The 19909-nt window shown below is 65.9% G+C and carries 12 protein-coding genes and 1 pseudogene; 4 read left to right on the top strand and 9 right to left on the bottom strand.

What is annotated here, in order from left to right; translation table 11 throughout:
• Positions 1–77 precede the first annotated feature (77 nt).
• Positions 78–3206, bottom strand: a complete 3129-nt coding sequence (locus NX02_RS09750; protein WP_039996518.1) for a TonB-dependent receptor domain-containing protein — start codon at positions 3204–3206, stop codon at positions 78–80.
• 312 nt (positions 3207–3518) lie between these two features.
• On the opposite strand from NX02_RS09750, the gene NX02_RS09745 reads away from it, so the two are divergent.
• Both NX02_RS09745 and NX02_RS09740 read left to right on the top strand, forming a co-directional pair.
• On the top strand, positions 3519–5657 hold the full coding sequence (locus NX02_RS09745) for a S9 family peptidase (protein ID WP_084717681.1): 2139 nt from the start codon (positions 3519–3521) through the stop codon (positions 5655–5657).
• 74 nt (positions 5658–5731) lie between these two features.
• Complete coding sequence (locus tag NX02_RS09740; RefSeq protein ID WP_025292005.1) at positions 5732–6358, top strand: LysE family translocator; 627 nt, start codon at positions 5732–5734, stop codon at positions 6356–6358.
• A 114-nt stretch (positions 6359–6472) separates the two neighbouring features.
• On the opposite strand, the gene NX02_RS09735 is transcribed toward NX02_RS09740, so the two are convergent.
• The 4 genes from NX02_RS09735 to NX02_RS09720 all read right to left on the bottom strand — a co-directional run bounded on the left by NX02_RS09735 (position 6473) and on the right by NX02_RS09720 (position 13429).
• On the bottom strand, positions 6473–7666 hold the full coding sequence (locus NX02_RS09735) for an acetyl-CoA C-acyltransferase family protein (RefSeq protein ID WP_025292004.1): 1194 nt from the start codon (positions 7664–7666) through the stop codon (positions 6473–6475).
• A gap of 181 nt (positions 7667–7847) precedes the next feature.
• Positions 7848–9458, bottom strand: coding sequence for a family 43 glycosylhydrolase (locus NX02_RS09730; protein WP_025292003.1), 1611 nt, complete (start codon positions 9456–9458; stop codon positions 7848–7850).
• A 10-nt stretch (positions 9459–9468) separates the two neighbouring features.
• On the bottom strand, positions 9469–10449 hold the full coding sequence (locus tag NX02_RS09725; protein WP_039996517.1) for an alpha/beta hydrolase: 981 nt from the start codon (positions 10447–10449) through the stop codon (positions 9469–9471).
• Positions 10450–10537: 88 nt separating this feature from the next.
• Positions 10538–13429, bottom strand: coding sequence for a TonB-dependent receptor (locus NX02_RS09720; protein ID WP_158013980.1), 2892 nt, complete (start codon positions 13427–13429; stop codon positions 10538–10540).
• Between the two features lie 143 nt (positions 13430–13572).
• Between NX02_RS09720 and NX02_RS09715 the strand changes: the two are divergent.
• A pseudogene (locus tag NX02_RS09715) lies at positions 13573–14943 on the top strand (pectate lyase family protein); the annotation flags it as partial.
• A gap of 72 nt (positions 14944–15015) precedes the next feature.
• A complete protein-coding gene (locus NX02_RS32355) occupies positions 15016–15369 on the top strand; it encodes a cupin domain-containing protein (RefSeq protein WP_158014240.1) in 354 nt (117 codons plus the stop codon).
• Positions 15370–15515: 146 nt separating this feature from the next.
• On the opposite strand, the gene NX02_RS09710 is transcribed toward NX02_RS32355, so the two are convergent.
• From NX02_RS09710 to kduI, 4 genes are all read right to left on the bottom strand, one after another.
• Entirely contained in the window at positions 15516–17096 is a 1581-nt protein-coding gene (locus NX02_RS09710) for a carboxylesterase/lipase family protein (RefSeq protein ID WP_025291999.1), read from the bottom strand.
• On the bottom strand, positions 17083–18093 hold the full coding sequence (locus NX02_RS09705) for a sugar kinase (protein ID WP_025291998.1): 1011 nt from the start codon (positions 18091–18093) through the stop codon (positions 17083–17085). Before NX02_RS09705 ends, NX02_RS09710 begins: the two co-directional genes overlap by 14 nt.
• Position 18094: 1 nt before the next feature.
• Positions 18095–18850 (bottom strand): 2-dehydro-3-deoxy-D-gluconate 5-dehydrogenase KduD, encoded by a 756-nt coding sequence (kduD, locus tag NX02_RS09700; RefSeq protein ID WP_025291997.1) that lies wholly within the window; start codon positions 18848–18850, stop codon positions 18095–18097.
• A gap of 222 nt (positions 18851–19072) precedes the next feature.
• Positions 19073–19906 (bottom strand): 5-dehydro-4-deoxy-D-glucuronate isomerase, encoded by an 834-nt coding sequence (gene kduI, locus NX02_RS09695; RefSeq protein ID WP_025291996.1) that lies wholly within the window; start codon positions 19904–19906, stop codon positions 19073–19075.
• Positions 19907–19909: the final 3 nt, after the last annotated feature.

Here is a 19909-nt window from a genome sequence, read left to right as displayed (position 1 = left end):
GCAGGATGAAATTTGAAAGTCCGTCGCAAAACGGCTGGACGGCAAGACGTTTCGCCTTGCCGTCCAGAGACTTGTCATCAGAACTTCATATTGACCGACATCGCATAGCGCCGGCCGAGTAGATCATAGCCCTGCGTGGCATCATATGGGTAAGGCGGTGCCTTATCGAACAGATTGGTGACCGCGAGGCGCATCGTCATCCGTTCGTTGATCACCTGCGACAGGCCGAGGTTGAACAGCCACTGGTCCTCGAGGACGAGGACGTCGCGGCTGTCGACGTTGAACAGCGCATCATATTTCGACTCGCCGGTGTAGTTGCCCTGCAGGCTCAGCCCGAAGCCGCCATCGCTGGCGAAGCTCACATTGAACTGGCCGCTGTAGCGCGGGGTGCCGACCTCGGTCACCACCGGATCGACGGTGACGCCGTTGTTCGAGCTTTCCAGCTTGTCGAGGTAGAAGAAGGCGCCGCTCAGCGCGAGGCGGCCGTTCACGCCGATCCCGCTCAGCGGCAGGATATAGTCGGCCTGCGCGGTCAGCCCCTCGAACAGGATATAGTCGCCGTTGACGAAGCCGGTGCGGATGCCGGGGTTCGCCGGATCGGGACGGATCTGCCCGTTCTGGTCAGGGTCGCTGCTCCGCACGCGGCTGAACTGCTGGCAGAAGCTGTTGCCATTGTCCGGATCGGCGAGGTTGAAGCTCGCATTGTCGTAGCAGCCCTCGGCAATGTTTGCAGAGGTGAGCGAGGCGATGTTGCCCGTCACCTTGATGTGGTTCCAGTCCACCGCGATCTGCAGGCGGGGAATGAACCTCGGGCGCAGTACTGCACCGAAGGTGTAGCTGTCCGCGACTTCATTCTCGAGATCGGGGTTGCCGCCGGTACGGCCGGGCACGGCGGACGTTCGCGCCAAATTGTTGAAGTTGGCGCCATCGATGCCATAGGAATCGAAGAAGGCCTGGCAATTGCGCTGCCGGATCGCCGGGTTGCTGCCGCTGCTGATATTCACCTGGTCGCAAGGATCGGGAAAGAACTGGTTCTGGTTGGTCTGTGGCGTGAAAAGTTCGACGATCGAAGGCGAGCGCAGCGAACGCGTGTAATTGCCGCGGAACTCGATGTCGCGGATCGGCCGCCAGCGGCCGCCCGCGGTGTAGGCCCAGAAGCCGCCATTGACCGAGTTGTCGACGTAACGGCCACGGCCCTCGACGGTCAGGCTCTCGACCAGCGGGATGTTGTTGTCGGGCGAAACCAGTGGCACCAGCAGTTCGCCGAACACCTCGTCGGTGTCGAAGCTGCCTTCGTTGCCGATCACCACGGCGGCGCGGCCACGGCCCGCCGCGAGGAAATCGTCCGGCGTGAAGCGGCCATATTCGCGGCGATGCTCATAGCCTAGGTTGAAGCCGACATTGCCGGACCACAGCCTGATCAGTTCGGAAGAACCGAAGTTGACGTTGTAGACCTGCTGTTCGAGCACCGACTTGGAGGTGCTGTAGTAGTTCACATAATCGATCGCCGCCTGGCTGACCCGGCCCGGGCCGAACGGATCGATCGGCGCGCAGGCGCTGTCCGCGATCGGCGTGACGCCGCCCGGCGCGGCGTTGACCAGCGGACTGGCGCTGCAATTGTTGATCGCGTTGACGAACTTCTGCTGGTCGATCAGCGTCTGGTGGAAGGATCCTTCCGTGCGGCCATAGTTCGCCGACGCTTCCCAGTTGAAGCTCTTGCCGAACATCGTGAAATCGCCAGTCAGGCCGAATACGCCGCGATAGACGTTGGTCTCGGAACTGGCGCGGCTGTTGGTGATGTCGACGAAGTTGCGCGCAAGGTAGAAATTGCCGTCCACGCCATAGCTCGCGAGCACCGAGCGGGCCTGGTCCGACAGGCGGGAATCGTTGACATTGAACAGCAGCGCGCTGTTCGCGCCGCCCGGGAACAGCGGCGAGTTGTAGACCGGCTGGTCGACCACCTCGCGGCCGACGCCGCGATAATAGGTGCCCTCGAAGAAGGCGGTGATCGAATCGGTCAGTTCATAGTCCGCGACGAGGTTGACCGTGGTGCGTTCGAGATCGTTGATCAGCGCGCGCGTGTCCGCCAGGTTGAAGCCGTCGCCGCCGCTGCCATAGGTGTTGCCGAACGGCATGCCCGGGTCGAAGGGCACGATATTGCCCTGGCCGTTGAACTGCAGCCGGTCGTAGCCGCCCACCCCGAATCCGGCGGTGCTGCCGTCATTGGGGTTATAGGTGACGAAGCCGCCCGTCGTCGGGTTGACCGGCAGGATCAGGCCGTTGACCGATTCCGCGAAGATGCGCGTGTTGCCGATCAGCACGGTGTTGGGAATGCCGTCCGCGGGGCCGGTGTTGTACGGCACATCGTTGATGCGGCCGTCATTGCCCGGGGTGCGGCCCGGAATGCGGGTCTGCGCGCTGCCCGCGATCGGGTTGGTCTGGAAGCTCAGATCCTGATTGGCGCGCGCACGGTCGGTCGCCTTCAGGCCGTCGCTGCGGTCGAAGCTGGCCCCGACCAGCACATGGCCGCGGCCGCCGCCGAACTTGAAGCCGGCGATGCCCGAGAGGTTGAGGCGAAAATTGTCGCCGCTGTCGGAAATGCCCGACAGCGCCTGCACCTCGACGCCCTCATAATTCTTCTTCAGGATGACGTTGACGGTGCCGGCGATCGCATCCGAGCCATAGACCGGCGCACCGCCGATCGAGACATTCTCGACGCGCTCCACCATCAGCGACGGGATGACGTTGAGGTCGACCTGGAGGCCGGCGGGGTTGCCGAGCACGGTCGGCGCGTTGGTCGACACGAAGCGGCGGCCATTGACGATGGTCAGCGTGCGTGCGGTGCCGAGACCGAACTTGTTGACGAAATTCTGGCTGACGCCATAGGTGCCCTGCACGCCGTCCGGGCTCTGCGGCACGCCGAAACCGGGTTGCTCGTTAAGCGCATCGGCGACGTTGGTCTGGCCGCGAACCGCGAGATATTCGGAAGACACGACCGTGGTGGGTTCGAGCGCGTCGAAGTCGGCGCGGCGGATACGCGAACCCGTGACGACGATTTCGCCATCCTCCGAGGCGCCACCCGGCGACGCGCTGGTCAGCGTCCCGTCAGCCTGGCCCTGCGCCGGTTCGGCCTGCGCCAGTGCAATGCCGGGAACGATGGCGAGCGCACTCGCGAGAGCGCTCGCCCGGAGCAACCTTGTTTTCATTTCAACCCCCTTGTTTTCGACCCCGGCGCACCTCCCCTCGGTGCTGAGCTTCGTTGGGCACGCTCATTTGTATAGACATAGCTATCAAAGATTCTCGGCGTTGCAACATCCAAACAGAAAAATTGCAATGGGTGTGTCAAAATTGCTGACAATGGCGCAATGATATAATGTTACATTACTTCAGGCTTAAACCATTTCCTCGGACGATCGAAGCAGGGCTGCGTCTTTTTTTGTATAGACATTAACATCGCGTCCGCGCCATGTTCGGCTCGGATGAACGAGCCCATCGGGTCGCAGCCATAAGGGGGGTCCATGTCAAGAATCCAGAGCATCCTGCCGCATCGCATAATCCGGATGCCCATCTCGGCCTCGATCACTGCCCTCGCGCTCGCCAGCAGCGCGATCGCACAGGCGCCTGCGACACCGGGGGCGGTACCCGCGGTCAGCGCCTTCGCGATGAACGAGGAGATCCGCACGCAAGTGCGGGCGATCCGCGGCCTTGCGCTTTCCCCGGACGGCAAGGCGGTGATCGCCGGTATCACCGACACGACCGCGAATGGCGGCCAGCCGCACCTCTGGCTGCTCGCCGAGGGTGCCCGCCCGCGCCAGCTCACCTTCGCGCGCCCGGCCGATCGCGGTGGCGAGACTGCGGCTGCGTTCGCGCCCGACGGCACCGCGGTCACCTTCCTCGCCTCACGTGACGGCACCCGATCGCTGTTCCGCCTGCCGCTCGTCGGCGGCGAGCCCGAACGGCTCCAGCTCGTGCGATCCAAGGCCGGTGCGACGACCGCATCCTGGGGCGGCGCCAAGCCGGCCGATACCGAGGCGCTGGCGATTGGCGGCTATGCCTGGTCGCCCGATGGCCGCTCTCTCGCGGTGTGGGCGGACGAGCCCGAAGCCGCAGCGGTGAAGGCGCGCAAGGAGCGCAAGGATGATGGCTACAGCCATGGCGAGACGGAGGACCGCACCCGGCTCTACCTGATCGATCCCGCCACGGCGGCTGTTCGCGCGGTCCCCCTCTCCGGCCGCTTCCAGGACCTTCATTGGTCCTATGACAGTGCCGACATGCTCGTCGCGACCGATCCCGATTCGGACGAGCGCGGCCCGGAGACGACGATCTGGCGGATCACCCCGGCCGATCTCGCGGCGACGCGGCTCGACCTGCCAAAGACCGCGGCCGACGCGGCTTACCTCCCCGGCCGCACGCGCATCGTCTATACCGAACAATGCGCCGACGACGCGCCGCCGCGCTGCAACGACCTTATCGTCAAGGAACTCGCCACCGGCCAGGCGCGCAACCTGACACGCGGTTTCGACGGCGCCATTCCGGGCAGCTTCATCGTGCTGCCCGACGGCGACCTGATGATGACGATCGCGACGCACTTCCAGTCGCGCCTCGCCCGCCTGTCGACGCGGACCGGCAAGGTGACGTGGCTCGACAGCGGCAAACCGGTGACCAGCGGGCTCGTCACCAACCGGAAGCAGACCGGCTGGGCGATGCTGTCCTCGAGCGCGACCGATCCGACCGGCGTGTATCTGACGAAACGCCCGGGCACCGCCCCCGCCCGCCTCGAAACGCCGGCGCTCATCCCGGCGCACTGGGCCAAGGTGCCGTCGCAGATCGTGAGCTGGCAGAATGAGGGGCTGACGATCGAGGCGGCGCTCTACATGCCCAAGGTATCCGCGGGCACCAAGGTGCCGCTGGTGGTCAGCATCCACGGCGGCCCCGCCGGCCGTTTCCAGGATGATTATTCGGCGCTGATCCAGATGCTGGTCGCCGAGGGCTGGGCGGTGATGCAGCCCAATATCCGCGGCAGCACCGGCTATGGCACGAAATTCACCGCCGCCAACAAGAACGACCTCGGCGGCGCCGACTATCGCGACGTCATGACGGGCGTCGACACGCTGCTGAAGGCGCATCCGATCGACGCCGACCGCATGGCACTGATCGGCTATAGCTATGGCGGCGAGATGGCAGGCTTCGTCGTCGGCAAGACCGACCGGTTCAAGGCGATCGTCTCGGGCGCGCCGGTGATCAACCAGTTCAGCGAATATGGCACCGAGCGCGGCACGTGGTACGACCGCTGGTATTATGGCCGCCCGTGGGACAATTTCGCGGATGCGTGGCGCCAGAGCCCGATCGCCTATGCGAAGAACGCCAGGACGCCCTTCCTGCTGCTGCAGGGCACCGAGGACGTGACCGACCCGCTCGGCCAGTCGTTCGAGATGTATCGCGCGCTCAAGCAATATGGCGCACCGGTCGCGCTCGCGGTCTATCCGCGCGAAGGCCATAGCGAGACCGGCGGCAATTTCCGCGCGCTGCCCAGCACCGAGCCGTGGCATGGCGTCGACCTGCGCCGCCGCATGTTCGGGTTCCTGCGCGCGGCGTTCGCAGGCGAGCCCGATCCGCTGGCGATCGCGCGCAAGGATGTGGTCGAACCGGCGAAATAGGCCGCGGCTGACAGGGTGGGCCCCGTCTGCTAGGTCGCCGCCGCGCTGCACGTAGCGGCCGAGCGGAGTGGTTCATGAAGATCGAGACCTGGCTGCTGTTCTGTGCGGCGGTGTTCGCCTTGTCGGGCACGCCGGGCCCGAACATGCTTCATGTGCTCACCCGCAGCGTGTCGTTCGGGTTCCGGCGCAGCGTCGCGGCGATGATGGGGTGCCTCACCGCCGTCGTCTCGGTGCTGATCGCGTCGGCCGCCGGGCTTGCCGCGATCCTCGCGGCAGCACCGACGCTGTTCGAGGTGCTGCGCTACGCCGGCGTCGCCTACCTGCTCTATCTGGGCATCAAGGCGTGGCGGGCGCCTGCGGGCAACGGCCCCGACGCATCGGGGCTGACCCCGGCGATGTCGCTTTTCGCGCTGTTCCGCGGCGGCTTCCTGATCAGCATCAGCAACCCCAAGCTGCTGCTGTTCGCCGCGGCCTTCCTGCCGCAGTTCATCGACCGCAGCGCGCCGCAGGTTCCGCAGTTCGTGATCCTCGTCACCTCCTTCGCGGTGATCGAGACCTTCTGGTACATGGTCTATGGCGTCGGCGGCCGCGGCATCGCGCGCTACCTGAGGCGGCCGTCGCTCAACCGCGTGTTCAACCGCGTCTGCGGTGCGATCTTCGTCAGCTTCGGGCTGGCACTGCTCGGCGCGCGATCGCACTGATCGATCGCGCACGTTACGCCGTCCCGCTCGGTCTGCGACCGATCGGGAGAGGTTTCGCTCAAGCGCCGCGCGGGCTCGAGCGGCAGCGATGGCATGCCCATCGCTGCCTGGCGATCACGCCTGCGGACGCTCCAGCACCAGCGCGATACCCTGTCCGCCGCCGATGCACATCGTGACGAGGCCATAGCGGCCGCCGACGCGCTCCAGTTCGTAGATGGCCTTCACGGTCAGGATCGCGCCGGTCGCGCCGATCGGATGGCCGAGCGAGATGCCCGAGCCGTTGGGATTGACCTTGTCGGGATCGAAACCGAGCCCCTTCGTGACCGCGCAGGCCTGCGCCGCGAACGCCTCGTTGGATTCGATGACGTCGATTTGGTCGAGCCTCAGGCCGGCGCGCTCCAGCGCGATCGGCACGGCCTTGACCGGACCGATGCCCATCACCGCCGGCTCGACCCCGGCATGGCCCCAGCCGAGGATCCGCGCCATCGGCTTGAGCCCGCGCGCCGCGACCGCCTTGCCGCTCGCCAGCACCAGCGCCGCCGCGCCATCATTGATGCCGCTGGCATTGCCCGCGGTGACGCTGCCATCCTTTCGAAACGCCGGCCGCAGCCCGGCGAGGCTCTCCGCGGTAGTCTCGGCGCGGACATGCTCGTCGGCCGCGAACAGCCGCATGCCCTTCCGCTCCTTCACCTCGACCGGCAGGATCTGGCTGTCGAAGCGGCCTTCCGTCTGGGCCTGCGCGGCGCGGCGATGGCTCTCGGCGGCGGCGGCATCCTGCTCGGCGCGGTCGATGCCGTGGCGCTCGGCGACATTCTCGGCGGTGATGCCCATGTGGAACCCCTCGAACGGGTCGCTGAGCACCTCGATCATCACGTCGACCATCTCGATCGCGCCCATTTTCTGCCCGAAGCGCGCGGATGAAACATGATGCGGGGAGCGGCTCATCACTTCGGCGCCGCCGGCAACCGCGACATCGCACTCACCGAGCGCCAGCATCTGCGCCGCGGAGACCACCGCTTGCACGCCCGAACCGCACAGCCGGTTCAGCGTCAGCGCCGGCGCTTCGACCGGGATGCCCGCGTTCACCGCGGCGACCCGCGCAAGATAGGCATCCTTGGGCGTGGTCGCGATCACCTGCCCCATGACGACATGCTGCACGTCCGCCGGCACCAGCCCCGCACGATCGATCGCCTCGGCGATCACGCGCTTGCCGAGTTCGGCGGGCGCGAAATCCTTGAGGCTGCCCCCGAAATCACCGATCGCCGTGCGCACACCGGCAACGATATAGACGTCGTTCTGCTCGCTCATCACCATCCTTCAGCTTCGCTGCGTGGAGCCACGGGCGGTCTCGACGCGCATCCTCAATCCTATCGACAGCCGATCATCGTCGGCTCTTTCCCGCTTGAGCTTGCCTTTTGGATAGCCGGCGGCCGACCGCAAGTGAAAGTTGCGGCCGGCAACCCAACGAAAATGGAACGACGCCGGGGCGTTACAGTGCCCGGAAGACGAAGTTGCGGAACGCCACCGTACCATTTCCCGCCGCGTAGAGACCCGGCCGCAGCATCAGGAAACCGCCGCGGACATTGTGGTGATAGCCCGACACCTCCATGCCGCGATCGAACCGCTCCCACGTCTTTCCGCCGCCGGCGCTGAGATGATAGGAAACGATGTGCTCGCGGTTGGTGACGCGCATGCGCATCCTGCGACCATATGCGTTCGCCGGACGGCCGCGCTCGATGCCATATTGGTGCGTCACGAAGCGCTTCTCGTCGAAGCCCAGCCCGCAGTAGAGCATCTTGTCATAGAAGAGCAGAAGACCGGCGGTGGTGCCCGGCGCCAGTTCGATGTCGCATTCGAACTGATAGGAACGGTCGCCCGCGATCAGCACCAATGGCGAACTGTCGCGCGGGGACACGCCCGATCCGTGCAGGAGCAGCGCGCCATCCTTGACGGTCGCGCGCTTTGCCTCGTCAGGGCCGGGCGCGAAGAAGTTCCACTTGCGGCCGAGGTCGAGCGTCCTGAAATCGTCGGACAAGGCCAGCCCGTGGGGCCCGACGACGCTGCCGCCCCCGGGCTTGGCGATCGGCTGCGAGAGATCGCCCCCGGTCATCTCGAACCAGCCATCGTCGGTCCAGCGGATCGGATCGAGCAAGGTCTGGCGGCCCAGCGTCCAGAAGCCATTCTCGAAACCATGATAGACCGACCACCAGTCGCCCCCCGGCCCCTCGACCAATGTGGCATGGCCGCGCGACCACCATTTCTCCCCGATGCGCGTGGTGTGGACCAGCGGATTGCGCGGATGATGCTCCCACGGGCCGTTGATCGAGCGCGAGCGCGCGGCGATCACCATATGGCCGGTCGGCGGACCGGCGGTGCCGCCGACCGCGGTGACCAGATAGAAATAATCGCCATGACGGGTGACCTTGGGGCCCTCGGGCGCGAAACCCTCGACATCCCAGGTGTCGGGATAACGCCAAGGATCATAGACATGCTCGACCGCACCGATGGTCTTGAGGCCGTCGTCGCTCAGCCGGATGCGGTCACCGCCCGACAGGAACAGCCAGCGCGAACCATCCTCTCCCACCGCGTGGCCGGGGTCGATATGGTTGGGCAGCACGAGGTCGATCGGCTCGCTCCACGGCCCGGTGATCTTGTCCGCCCACATCACATAGCTGGTGTTGGGGTTCGCCTTCACCGGCACGTAAAGATAGTAGCGCCCCTTGTGCTTGCAGAGCTCCGGCGCCCAGACCGAGCCGATGTTGCGGGTGAGCGCGGCGGTCAGCGGCGTCCAGTTCACCAGGTCGCGCGAATGCCAGATGATCAGGCCCGGATAGGAATCGAACGTCGAGAAGGTCATGTAATAGTCCTTCCCGTCCTTGAGGATCGACGGGTCGGGGTGGTCGCCCGCCATGATCGGGTTGAGGAAGGTGCCGTTGCCGAGATCGGGGACGCGCTGATTGTCGAAACCGCGCCGCCGGGTCGCGGCGGGTGCCGCACCGCTACCGGTGGCATCGACGGATTGCGCCAAAAGCGGCGTGGCGGCGGTTCCGGCGGCAGCCGCCGAAGCGGACGCCATCATGTCGCGACGGGTAAAGGTCATTCTCGATCCCTCATGCAGCGAAGAGGCCCCGGGACATCGCCCAGGACAAATAGAGTTCGGGCCAGGCCGCCGCCGGCTTGCCTGCGATCCGGCGAATGCCGAAGCCGTGGCCGCCCTCGGCGAACAAGTGGGTGTCGACCGGGATGCCGCGATCGCGCAGGGCCTGCCGCAGCAGCAGGCTGTTGGCAACCGGCACGGTCTCGTCATCCTCGGCATGGACGAGGAAGCAGGGCGGCGCATCCGCCGGCACGTTGCGATCCGGCGAGTGCGCGCGCTCCAGTTCGGCGGTCGGGGCATCGCCCAGCAGGTTGGTGCGTGAGCCGGGATGCGCATTGGGCAGGCTCATCGACACCACCGGATAGATCGGTGCGGCCAGCATCGGCCGCGCCGGCAACCGATCCGCCGCGTCGACCGGTGCATAGACCGGTGCAGAGAAACGCGCGGCGAGATCGGCGCAGACATGGCCGCCCGCCGAAAAGCCCATCGCTGCCACGCGCGCCGGGTCGATGCCGAACTCCGCCGCGCGATGGCGGATCAACCGCATCGCGCGCTGGGCGTCGGCCAGCGGCGCATCGGGCCGCGTGGTCCAGCCATCGGCGGGGAGCCGGTAGAACAGCACGAAACTGGTGATGCCGCGATCGGCGAGCAGGGGCGCGAGTTCATAGCCCTCCTTGTCGATGACGACGCGGGCATAGCCGCCGCCGGGCGTGATCAGCACCGCTGCACCATTGGGTTTCGCCGGCCGGAACAGCGCCATGCGCGGTGCCGCGATTCGCGTCATCGCCCGGTCATGCATCGCCGGATCGGTGCTGCGCTCGACGATTTGCTCGACGGGCAGGGTCGCGGGCGATCCGGGCGGGCGGCCCGGCCACAGCCGGATCATCGCATCGGGATCGCGCGACGCAGGTTCCGCCCGCGCCAGCGCCGGCACCGCCGCCGCACCCAGCGCGCCCGCCATCATCGTTCGGCGATCCACATTCGCCATTCGCATCCTCCCGAGACAGACAGACCGGCTGCCACGCGGACGTGGCAGCCGGCCAAGGATTCAAAAGGTTGGGGAATTCAAAGCGATCGGCAACTCACATCTTGAAGCGGGCGCCGACCAGGAAGGTCCGGCCGAAATGATTGTTCTCGTAGTTGCGCTGGGCATCTTCATCCGTAAAGCGCTCACGATACTCGTCGGTCAGATTGACGCCTTCCACCGAAAGTTCCAACCATTCCGTAAGCTTGTAGCGGATCGAGGCATCGACGTTGACGGTCGAGCGATAGCCCTCGAATATGTTGCCGGTGCCCGAATTGGCATCGTTGTAGCCGCTGCGATAGCTGGCCGAGGCCCGCGCGCTGAACTTCTTGTCTTCATAATAGAGCGTGCCGTTGAACGCCCGCTTCGAGAGGCCGAACAGGGTCGAGCTGCGCGTCGCTGCAATCAGCGCGCCGCCCGGCACGATCGCCGGACCCGCCACATTATAGTCGGCGTTGGAATCGACAAAGGTGGCGTTGAAGATGCCGCCGAAGCGCGAGAGGAAGCCGGGAAGGAAGGTGAACGGCGCCTGCAATGAAATTTCCGCCCCCTTCAAGCTCGCTCCGGTGCCATTTACGATCGAGTTGATCGTCCAGAGCTGACCTTCCGGGTTGGCCGCGGCGGGCGAACTCGGCGGGATGATCGACAGCGGCAGCCCGGTCGAGGCGAAGGTGCCGCTGAAGGTCTGGCTGACCGGGAAGCTGGCAATATCCTTCTTGAACAGCGCGACCGAGAAGATCGACTGCGGCGCGAAATACCATTCGAACGCGACGTCATAGGCCGTCGCGCGGAATGGATCGAGGAACGGGTTGCCGAAGTTGACGCGATAGTTGAAGCCGTCGACCGAGCCGCCTGGGGTGAGTTGGCCCAGCGACGGGCGCGTCACAACGTCGGCGATCGACGCACGCAGCACGATGTCGCGGTGCGGGAACAACGCGAGGTTCATCGCCGGCAGCCAATCCTCATAGCTGCGCTCGACCTGCACCTCGGTGCCGCTATTGAGGCCGCGCGACTTCTGATCGGTCTTCACATAGCGAATGCCGGCATTGGCGGCATATTCGAGTCCGAAGATGTCGCCCTTGAGATCGAACTGGAAATAGCCGCCCTTCACTTCCTCGACGACGCTGCGGGTGTTGCCCGCATCGATGGCGAGAGCGCGATCATAGAGCTTGGTATAATCGGCCCAGGCCTGGCGATCGGGGACCACCCAGCTCGTCGTCGTGCCGCTCGGCTGGCCAGCGCTACCGAGGTTGACCAGTTCCGAAGCCGCCGCCGTACCAGGAAAACCGTAAATCGCCCCGGCGCCGAACGCCGACGATGCCGAGCAGTTGATCGTGCCAAGCACGCGATCGACGCCGCCATTGCCGCACACCACAGTATCGCGCAGGAAACCCTCGGTGTCGAAGTTGAAACGACGATAGACGCCGCCCGCCTTCAAGGTGAAGCCGTCGGTCACGTCCCACTCGGTGCGGAGCTGCGCGGTGCGGAACTTGTTGATCGTCGACGAGGGGCGGTCGCGGATTTCGGAAAGCTGGAAGTTCGCCGGGTCGGTGACGTCGGTGCCGAAGCTCAGCCGCGGCTTGAACATGTTGCTATAGTCATAGCTATAGCCCTGGGCGTCGCGGTCATCGAAGATCAGGGTCGTCTCGACCGGAATGCTTGCGTCGGATTTTGAGAAGCCGCCGAGCAAGGTAAACCGGAATTTGTCGGTAACGTCCTGATCCCAGGTCGCGCCGAACTGGTAGAATTCGGTCGTCGACTCGCGATAATAGTTTTCGGTACGCACCGGCACGTCGTTGAAGGTACCGCTGATCAGATTGTTGTTCGCGTCGATCACATAATCCGAGACGTCGACCGGGCGCTCGAGGCTGCGGAACAGCACTTCGGCATATTTCTCGGTGCGGATCTCCTTGAAGCGCGAATAAAGCGCGTCGACCGAGACCTTGGTGGCATCGCTTGGCGACCATTGCACGCTGCCGGTGATGCCAAGGCGTTCGCGATCATGCCCGATCACGCCATAGCGCGGGATGCGCGGGTGGAAGGCGAGCGCGACCTCGTCGCAGCCGGGGCTGGAGCGATAGGTGCCGCCGCTGTTGAGCGCGGGCGCGCCGCTAGCGTTGTAGAAACAGGGCGTGCCATCGACCGAGCCGAAGGGCGACTGCGCCCAGCGCACGGTGTTGTTGCCGAGTTCCAGCGTCTTGTAGTTCGAGTAAGCGGCTGACAACGCGACGCCGAACGCGCCATTGGGCGACTTCCATGAGAGCAGACCGGCGAGGCGCGGGCCGACCTTGTCGCTGAGATCATTGTAGCTGGCGACCGCCGAACCGACCATCGTCAGCCCATATTTGCCCGCCAGCGGATTGCCGGTGTTGAGATCGACGACGGCGCCGAGCGAGCCTTCGTCGAGCGAGGCCTCGGCGGTCTTGTGCACGACCAGCGAACTGAACAGCTCGGACGCGAACACGTTGAAGTCGAACGAGCGGTCGCGATTGGCCGAGGCGCCGTCGCTTGACGTCGCAACCGTCTCGAGCCCGTTGACGCGGACGCGGGTAAATTGCGCACCGAGGCCGCGGACGGTGATCGCGCGGCCTTCGCCGCCGTCACGCTGGATCGAGATGCCCGGAATGCGCTGCAGCGATTCCGCCAGATTCTGGTCGGGGAACTTGGCGATATCCTCGGCAACGATCGCATCGACCGAGCCGACCGTCTGCCGCTTCAGATTGATTGCAGCACCAAGCGATTGCCGGAAACCGGTAACAATGATTTCTTCTTCGTCACCTGGCGGCGGCGTCTCCGCAGCGGGTGCGGGCGTGTCGGCGGCCACGGGAGCCACTTCCTGCGCCTGCGCACGGGCAGAGTTGGCCGTAATGGACAATGCCAACAGCGAAACCGCGCCAAGCGTCGTGCCGGCGCGCAAGCGAGTTGCGATTCGAGCGTTCATTTCCAGCATCCCTTTCTCTCCCACCGGCCCGCGCGTTCGCGGATCTGGCGCGATTCTCTTGCCGCGCTCTTTTTCTGGACACCGGTGTCAGATGTCACTTGCAGCCTCCGCCACGGGATGTCAAGAAGTGTTGCGAGAGGAGAACATCGACAATGGCGCCATTGTATCGATGCATCGCGGTGATTGCGCTGACCACCGCCGCGATCACACCCGAACTGACCGAAGCTGCTGATAAATCAGAAAAAATTGCCTTCCCTGGTGCTGTGGGCTGGGCTGCCCGGACGCCGGGTGGACGGGGCGGCAGGATTATTCGCGTCACCACATTGGCGGCCGATGGCCCGGGCAGTTTCAGCGCCGCGCTGGACGCCAAGGGGCCGCGGATCATCGTGTTCGAGGTAGCCGGTGTCATAGACATGCAGCGCAAGGCGCTGGCGATCCGCGAACCCTATGTGACGATCGCGGGGCAGACCGCCCCCTCCCCCGGCATCACCCTGATCCGCACCGGCATCGACATCGCCACGCACGATGTGGTGATGCGCCACATCCGCGTTCGTACCGGCGCCGATGGCGATCCGCCGATGAGCGGATGGGAGGCGGATTCGCTCTCAACCATCGCGGCATCGAACGTGATCGTCGATCATTGCACCTTCAGCTGGGCGGTCGACGAGAACATGTCCGCCTCGGGCCCGCGCTTCACCGGCAAGGGCCCGCAGCAATGGCGCACGGGCACATCGCATGACATCACCTTTTCCTACAACCTCGCGGCCGAGGGCCTTGCCAATTCCAGCCATCCGAAGGGCGAGCACAGCAAGGGGACGCTGATCCACGACAACGCCAGCGGCATCCTGATCTACCGCAACCTCTATGCCCATAATCTGGAGCGCAATCCGCTGCTGAAGGGCGGCGCGCAGGCAGAGCTGGTCAACAACATCATCTACGATCCCGGCGAGCGGGCCGTGCATTACAACCTGATGGCGCTGGAATGGGCGGGCCATCCTTACCAGAAAGGCAAGCTGACCGCGCTCGGCAATGTGCTGCGCGGCGGCACCTCGACCGCGCCGGGGCTGCCCTTCCTGATGCTGGGCGGCGATGGCGACCTTGAATATCATGGTCGCGACAATCTGGCGGTAGACCGCTTCGGCAAGCCACTGCCTGCCTTCGGCCGCTATGGCGAGACGCGCGCGAAGCTGATCGAAACCGCGACGCCGCCAGTCGCCTGGACCGGTCTCGACGTGCTGCCCGCGCAGGATGTGGAGACGCATGTGCTGGCGCGGGTGGGCGCCCGCCCGTGGGACCGCGATGCGCATGACGTCCGCGTGCTGTTCTTCGTCGCGGAGGGCCGCGGCAGCATCATCGACAGCGAGAAGGAGGTTGGCGGCTATCCCGAGCAGGCGCCGACCCGCGCGCCCTTCGTCGAGGCGGATTGGGATCTCGATACGATGGAGCCGCGTTCCGGCCGCTATCCCGGGCAGAAGGAAGCCATGACCGAGCCCATGTCACCGCGCGACCGCCAGATGCGCCGGCCCCTCGCCGCGTCGCAAGCCGCCGGGAGCGACGCCCACCCTGCCCCGCCCGCGACCGCCAAGGCGCCGCCGATGGCAGTGATCGACGAGCGCGACGTGGTGCGCGACGAGCCGACACCCCACGGCGACCTCGGCATGAGCACTGCCTATCGCATCAGCGACGCGGTGCCGCAGCCGCGGACGATGGAGTTCCGCAAGCGCATCCTCCACGTCGGCTCGGCGATCGGCATCCATCCGATCGCGCATGACGAGGTCTATTACGTCGTATCCGGCGCGGGCGAGGTGGAATCGGACGGCGAGAAGAAGCGGGTCACCGCGGGGATGACCGCCTATCTCTACACCGGCGCGCAGGTGGGCATCCGCCAGCTCGGCAACGAGCCGCTGAGCCTGATCATCAGCTATCCGGTGGTCAAGACGGCGAAGTGAGGGGGGTGCCCTGTCACCAAGAGCGGGCGCCCTTCCATCCCAACCGTTCGTCCCGAGCGAAGTCGAGACAATGGCGCCGGCGTGCGTGACGTCCCTCGACTTCGCTCGGGACGAACGGTTGGGAGGTATCGAGCCGGTAGCCGCTCTCAACTCCCCGGCTGGATATACGGCCCGCGCGCGAACAGTGCCCGTTCCCAACCGCGCGGATCCGCCTCGACGCGGCTGGTCGTATCGAAGATCATCGTCGCACGATCCTCCAGCCGATATTGCGGCCAGGGCGATAGCGCACCGCCATTGGGATCACCGCTCCGCGCAAACGCCAGATAGCGGTCCATGACCGCCTTCGAGGCTGACCGCGCGCCCTCGCCGGTTCCGGTGAGAGAGCCCTCCGCATCCAGCGTGCCGAATGCCAGCGGGATGTCCATCCCGTGGGGAGCGCCGCGTTCGGGTTTCACCGGTGACGAGAAATCGACCTGATAGACCCATGTCGGCGCACCGGCACGCGCGCGCGCCTGCGCCTCGATCACCTGTCCCGGCCAGCTCCGCCCCGCCGTCGTCGCCGCGTAGAAGATGCGCTCGGGGCTCCAATCCGGGAATTTCCGGCGATACTGCGCGACCACCCACTCGGGCAGCAGATCCACCTTCAGTTCCGACCCGAGGCGGCCGGCGAGATTGTCCCAGTTCAGCCCTTGCAGCTTGGGGCCCTTCGGATCGATGAAGGCGCGCGTCTCGTCATGCGTGTTGCCGAGCATCATCGGGATCGCATTGGACTGCGGATTGGCGTCAGGCCAGAAGGGGTGGCGGTCCAGCCACGTCATGTCGAGCACCGGCCCCATATAGAGACCGCCGCCGAGGATCGGATCTTCCGCCTCGAGCCCGGCGATCAGCCGGTCGACGGGCATCGTCAGCAGTGCTGACAGGTCGCCCGCCGGTACGCCGAGCTTTTTCAGATAGGCATCGGTGCGCTTGGTGGCATTCATCGGGCCGGAGGCTGTCACCTGCTGGCCGCTCATCGTGATCGCGCGACTGAAAAGCCCCTTGGCCGCGGGCATCCCCATCATCGTCGCGATCTTGGCGCCGCCGCCCGACTGGCCGAACACCAGCACGCGCGACGGATCGCCGCCGAACGCCGCGATGTTATCCCGCACCCATTTCAGCGCGAGGATCAGGTCGAGTTGGCCGACATTGCCGCTGTCTGCGAAGCGCGGATCGAGACGCGCGAGATAGAGGTAGCCCAGCGCGTTGAGCCGGTGGTTGATCGTCACCACAACGACATCGCCGGTCGCCGCCAGCCGGTCGCCATAGCTCAACGGATCGATGACGCTGCCGTTCGAATAAGCGCCGCCATGAATATAGACGAGCACCGGCCGCTTCGCACGGACATCGGGCCCGGGCGTCCACAGGTTGAGGAACAGGCAATCCTCGCTCTTGCGCTCCTGCTTGCCCTGCTGCGGGCAGGAGGCGGCGAAGGCGGCAGCCTCGACCACGCCCGGCCAGGGCGCGGGGGCGCGTGGTGCCTGGAAGCGGTAAGCGGCAGTGTCCTGACCGTAGCGCAGCCCGCGAAATATGTGCAGTCCGCTTTCCACCGTGCCGCGGACGCGACCGAGGGTGGTGGTAACGGTCGTGCGGCGTGTCGCCGCGCTGACGGGGGTTGCCGCCAGTGCTGCGACGGCCAACGAACCGCCAACGAGTGCCGTCCGCCGGCTGATCCCCTCAGCGCCGGACATCGCGATGCCCATCCAGAAACGCCTGCAGATCCGCCTTCGTATGGAACGAAGCATCCCCCGGCAGCGCATGCTTGAGCACCGTCAGTCCGAGCCCGGCCTCCGCCGCGCGCTCCAGATCCGCCTCGTCGTCGAGCAGCACGTGCAGCACGCCCGCCGCGAACGCGTCGCCCGCGCCGATGCGGTCGACGATGCCGGAGACGGTGACCTCCTCGGTCTGGACGAAGCGGTCGCGGGCGTCGATGCGGGCGGCGATGCGGTTGTGGTCGCTGTCGTCGGCCTGGCGCGCGGTCGAGGCGATGATGCGCAGGTTGGGGAAGGCGTCGAACGCCGCATCGGCGGCTTCGCGCCTGCGGTCGGAGCCGTCGCCCGAGAAGGCGCGGCCGAGCAGCAGCGCCACGTCGCGGTGGTTGCCGAACAAGATGTCGGTCATGCCGATCAACGCGCTCAGGGTCGTGCGCGGGTCGCTGTCCCACGCTTCCCACAGGCGGGCGCGGTAATTGCCGTCGAAGATCAGGGTCAGGCCGCGATCCTTGGCGGCGCGCGCGGCGGCGATCGCCATCGCGGAGGAGGCCGGCCCCAGCGCCGGGGTGATGCCCGACATGTGGAGGTGGGTGGCGCCGGCGAACGCCGCATCCCAGTCGAAATCGCTCAAGCTTGCGGTGGCGAAGGCGCTGCCGGCGCGGTCATAGACCACTTCGGCGGCGCGCTGGCCGGCGCCCGGCGTCAGGAAATAGAGGCCCATCCGCTCGCCGCCGGTGGCGACGGTCGAACAGTCGACCCCCGCGCCGCGCAGCACCGACAGCGCCAGCGTGCCCAGCGCATTGTCCGGCACCCGGCTCACCATCCGCGTCGTGTGGCCGAGGCTGGCGAGGCCGATCGCGACGTTGGCCTCGGCGCCGCCGACATGGAGGTCGAGGCTGCGGCCCTGCACGATCAACTGCTTGCCCGGGGGCGAGAGCCGGATCAGCAGTTCGCCGAAGAAGAGCGGACGCGCCATCTCAGCGCGCCAGCCAGCCGCCGTCGACCGCCAGGATATGGCCGTCGACATAGTCCGACGCGGACGAGGCGAGGAACACCGCGGCGCCGCCGAGGTCGGAGGGCTTGCCCCAGCGCCCGGCCGGGATGCGCTCGACGATCTGGCGGTTGCGGGTCTCGTCCGCCTGCAGCGCTGCGGTGTTGTTGGTGGCGATATAGCCCGGCGCGATGCCGTTGACGTTGATGCCTTTGGCCGACCATTCGTTGGCGAGCAGCTTGGTGAGGCCGCCGACGCCGCTCTTGGACGCGGTGTAGCTCGGCACGCGGATGCCGCCCTGGAAGGTCAGCATCGAGGCGATGTTGATGATCTTGCCGCGGCCCCGGGCCAGCATGTGGCGCCCCGCTGCCTGGCTGAGGAAGAACACCGACTTGAGGTTGGTGTCGATCACCGCGTCCCAGTCGGCCTCGGTGAAGTCGACGCTGTCGGCGCGGCGGATGATGCCGGCATTGTTGACGAGGATGTCGAGCCCGCCGAGCGTCTCGACGGTCTCGGCGACGATGCGGCCGACCGGCTCGATCGTCGAGAGGTCGGCGGAGACGATCTCGGCGCGGCGGCCGAGCGCGCGCACCTTCTCGACGGTCTCTTGTGCCGGCGTGCGGCCCACCGCCGCGATATCCGCCCCCGCTTCGGCCAGCGCCACCGCGATCGCCTGGCCGATGCCGGTGTTCGCGCCGGTTACCACCGCGACCGTGCCGCTGAGGTCGAAGATGTTGCTCATGTGGGGGATCCGTTTTTGCAGGGAGGACAACTACCCAACCCGTTCGTCCTGAGTAGGAACTGAGCCTGGCGAAGGCCCGTATCGAAGGACCGGCTCGGCGTCAGTGCCCTTCGATACGCCATTTCGACAAGCTCAATGGCTACTCAGGGCGAACGGGTTGGAGTGGGACAAGAAGAAGGCGAAGAAGAAGCGAGATCCCAGGTCAAGCCCGGGATGACAGGTTTACTGAAGCTGGCAGATATCCAGCACATTCATGTCGGTATAATCGAGATTTTCACCGCCCATCGCCCAGATGAAGGCATAGCTCTTGGTGCCCGAGCCCATATGCACCGACCAGGGGGGGCTGATCACCGCCTCCTCGTTCTGGATGACGATGTGGCGCATCGCATCGGGCTCGCCCATGTAGTGGAACACGCGGTCGCCACCCTCGAGGTCGAAATAGAGATAGATCTCGCTGCGACGGTCATGGAGGTGCGGCGGCATCGTGTTCCAGACGCTGCCGGTCTCGAGCACGGTCAGGCCGAGCAGAAGTTGCGCGCTCTCGCACACGCCGGGAATCACGAGCTGGTAGATCGTGCGCTGGTTCGAGTTGGCAAGATCGCCCCGCGCCAGCGGGTTGGCCTCCGCGAGCGTGATCTTCTTGATCGGGCAGGCCTTGTGCGCGGGCAACGAAGCCATGTAGAAGCGCGCTTCGACGCCCTCGAAGATCACCTCTTTCGAGCCCATCGGCACATAGAGGCATTCCTTGTTGCCGAGTTCATAGCGCTCGCCATCCACCGTCACCGCGCCAGCGCCACCAATATTGACGATGCCCGCCTCACGGCGTTCCAGAAAGGGGTGGCCCTCGGCCGACTTCGGCTCGGTCTGATCGGGCAGCTTGAGGCTGCCCCCCGCCGGCACCGCGCCGCCGATCACGAAGCGTTCGTTGTGCGAATAATTCAGCCGGATCTCTCCCGCGACGAACATATCGGGGACGAGGTAGCGCTCGCGCAGGCTCTCATTGTCTACGCATTCCATCATATCAGGATGCGTCGCGTGATAGGTCTTCTCGAACATCTC

The organism is Sphingomonas sanxanigenens DSM 19645 = NX02, assembly GCF_000512205.2.
GTDB classification, from domain to species: domain Bacteria; phylum Pseudomonadota; class Alphaproteobacteria; order Sphingomonadales; family Sphingomonadaceae; genus Sphingomonas_D; species Sphingomonas_D sanxanigenens.
This window is presented reverse-complemented; position numbering and strand designations above follow the sequence as displayed.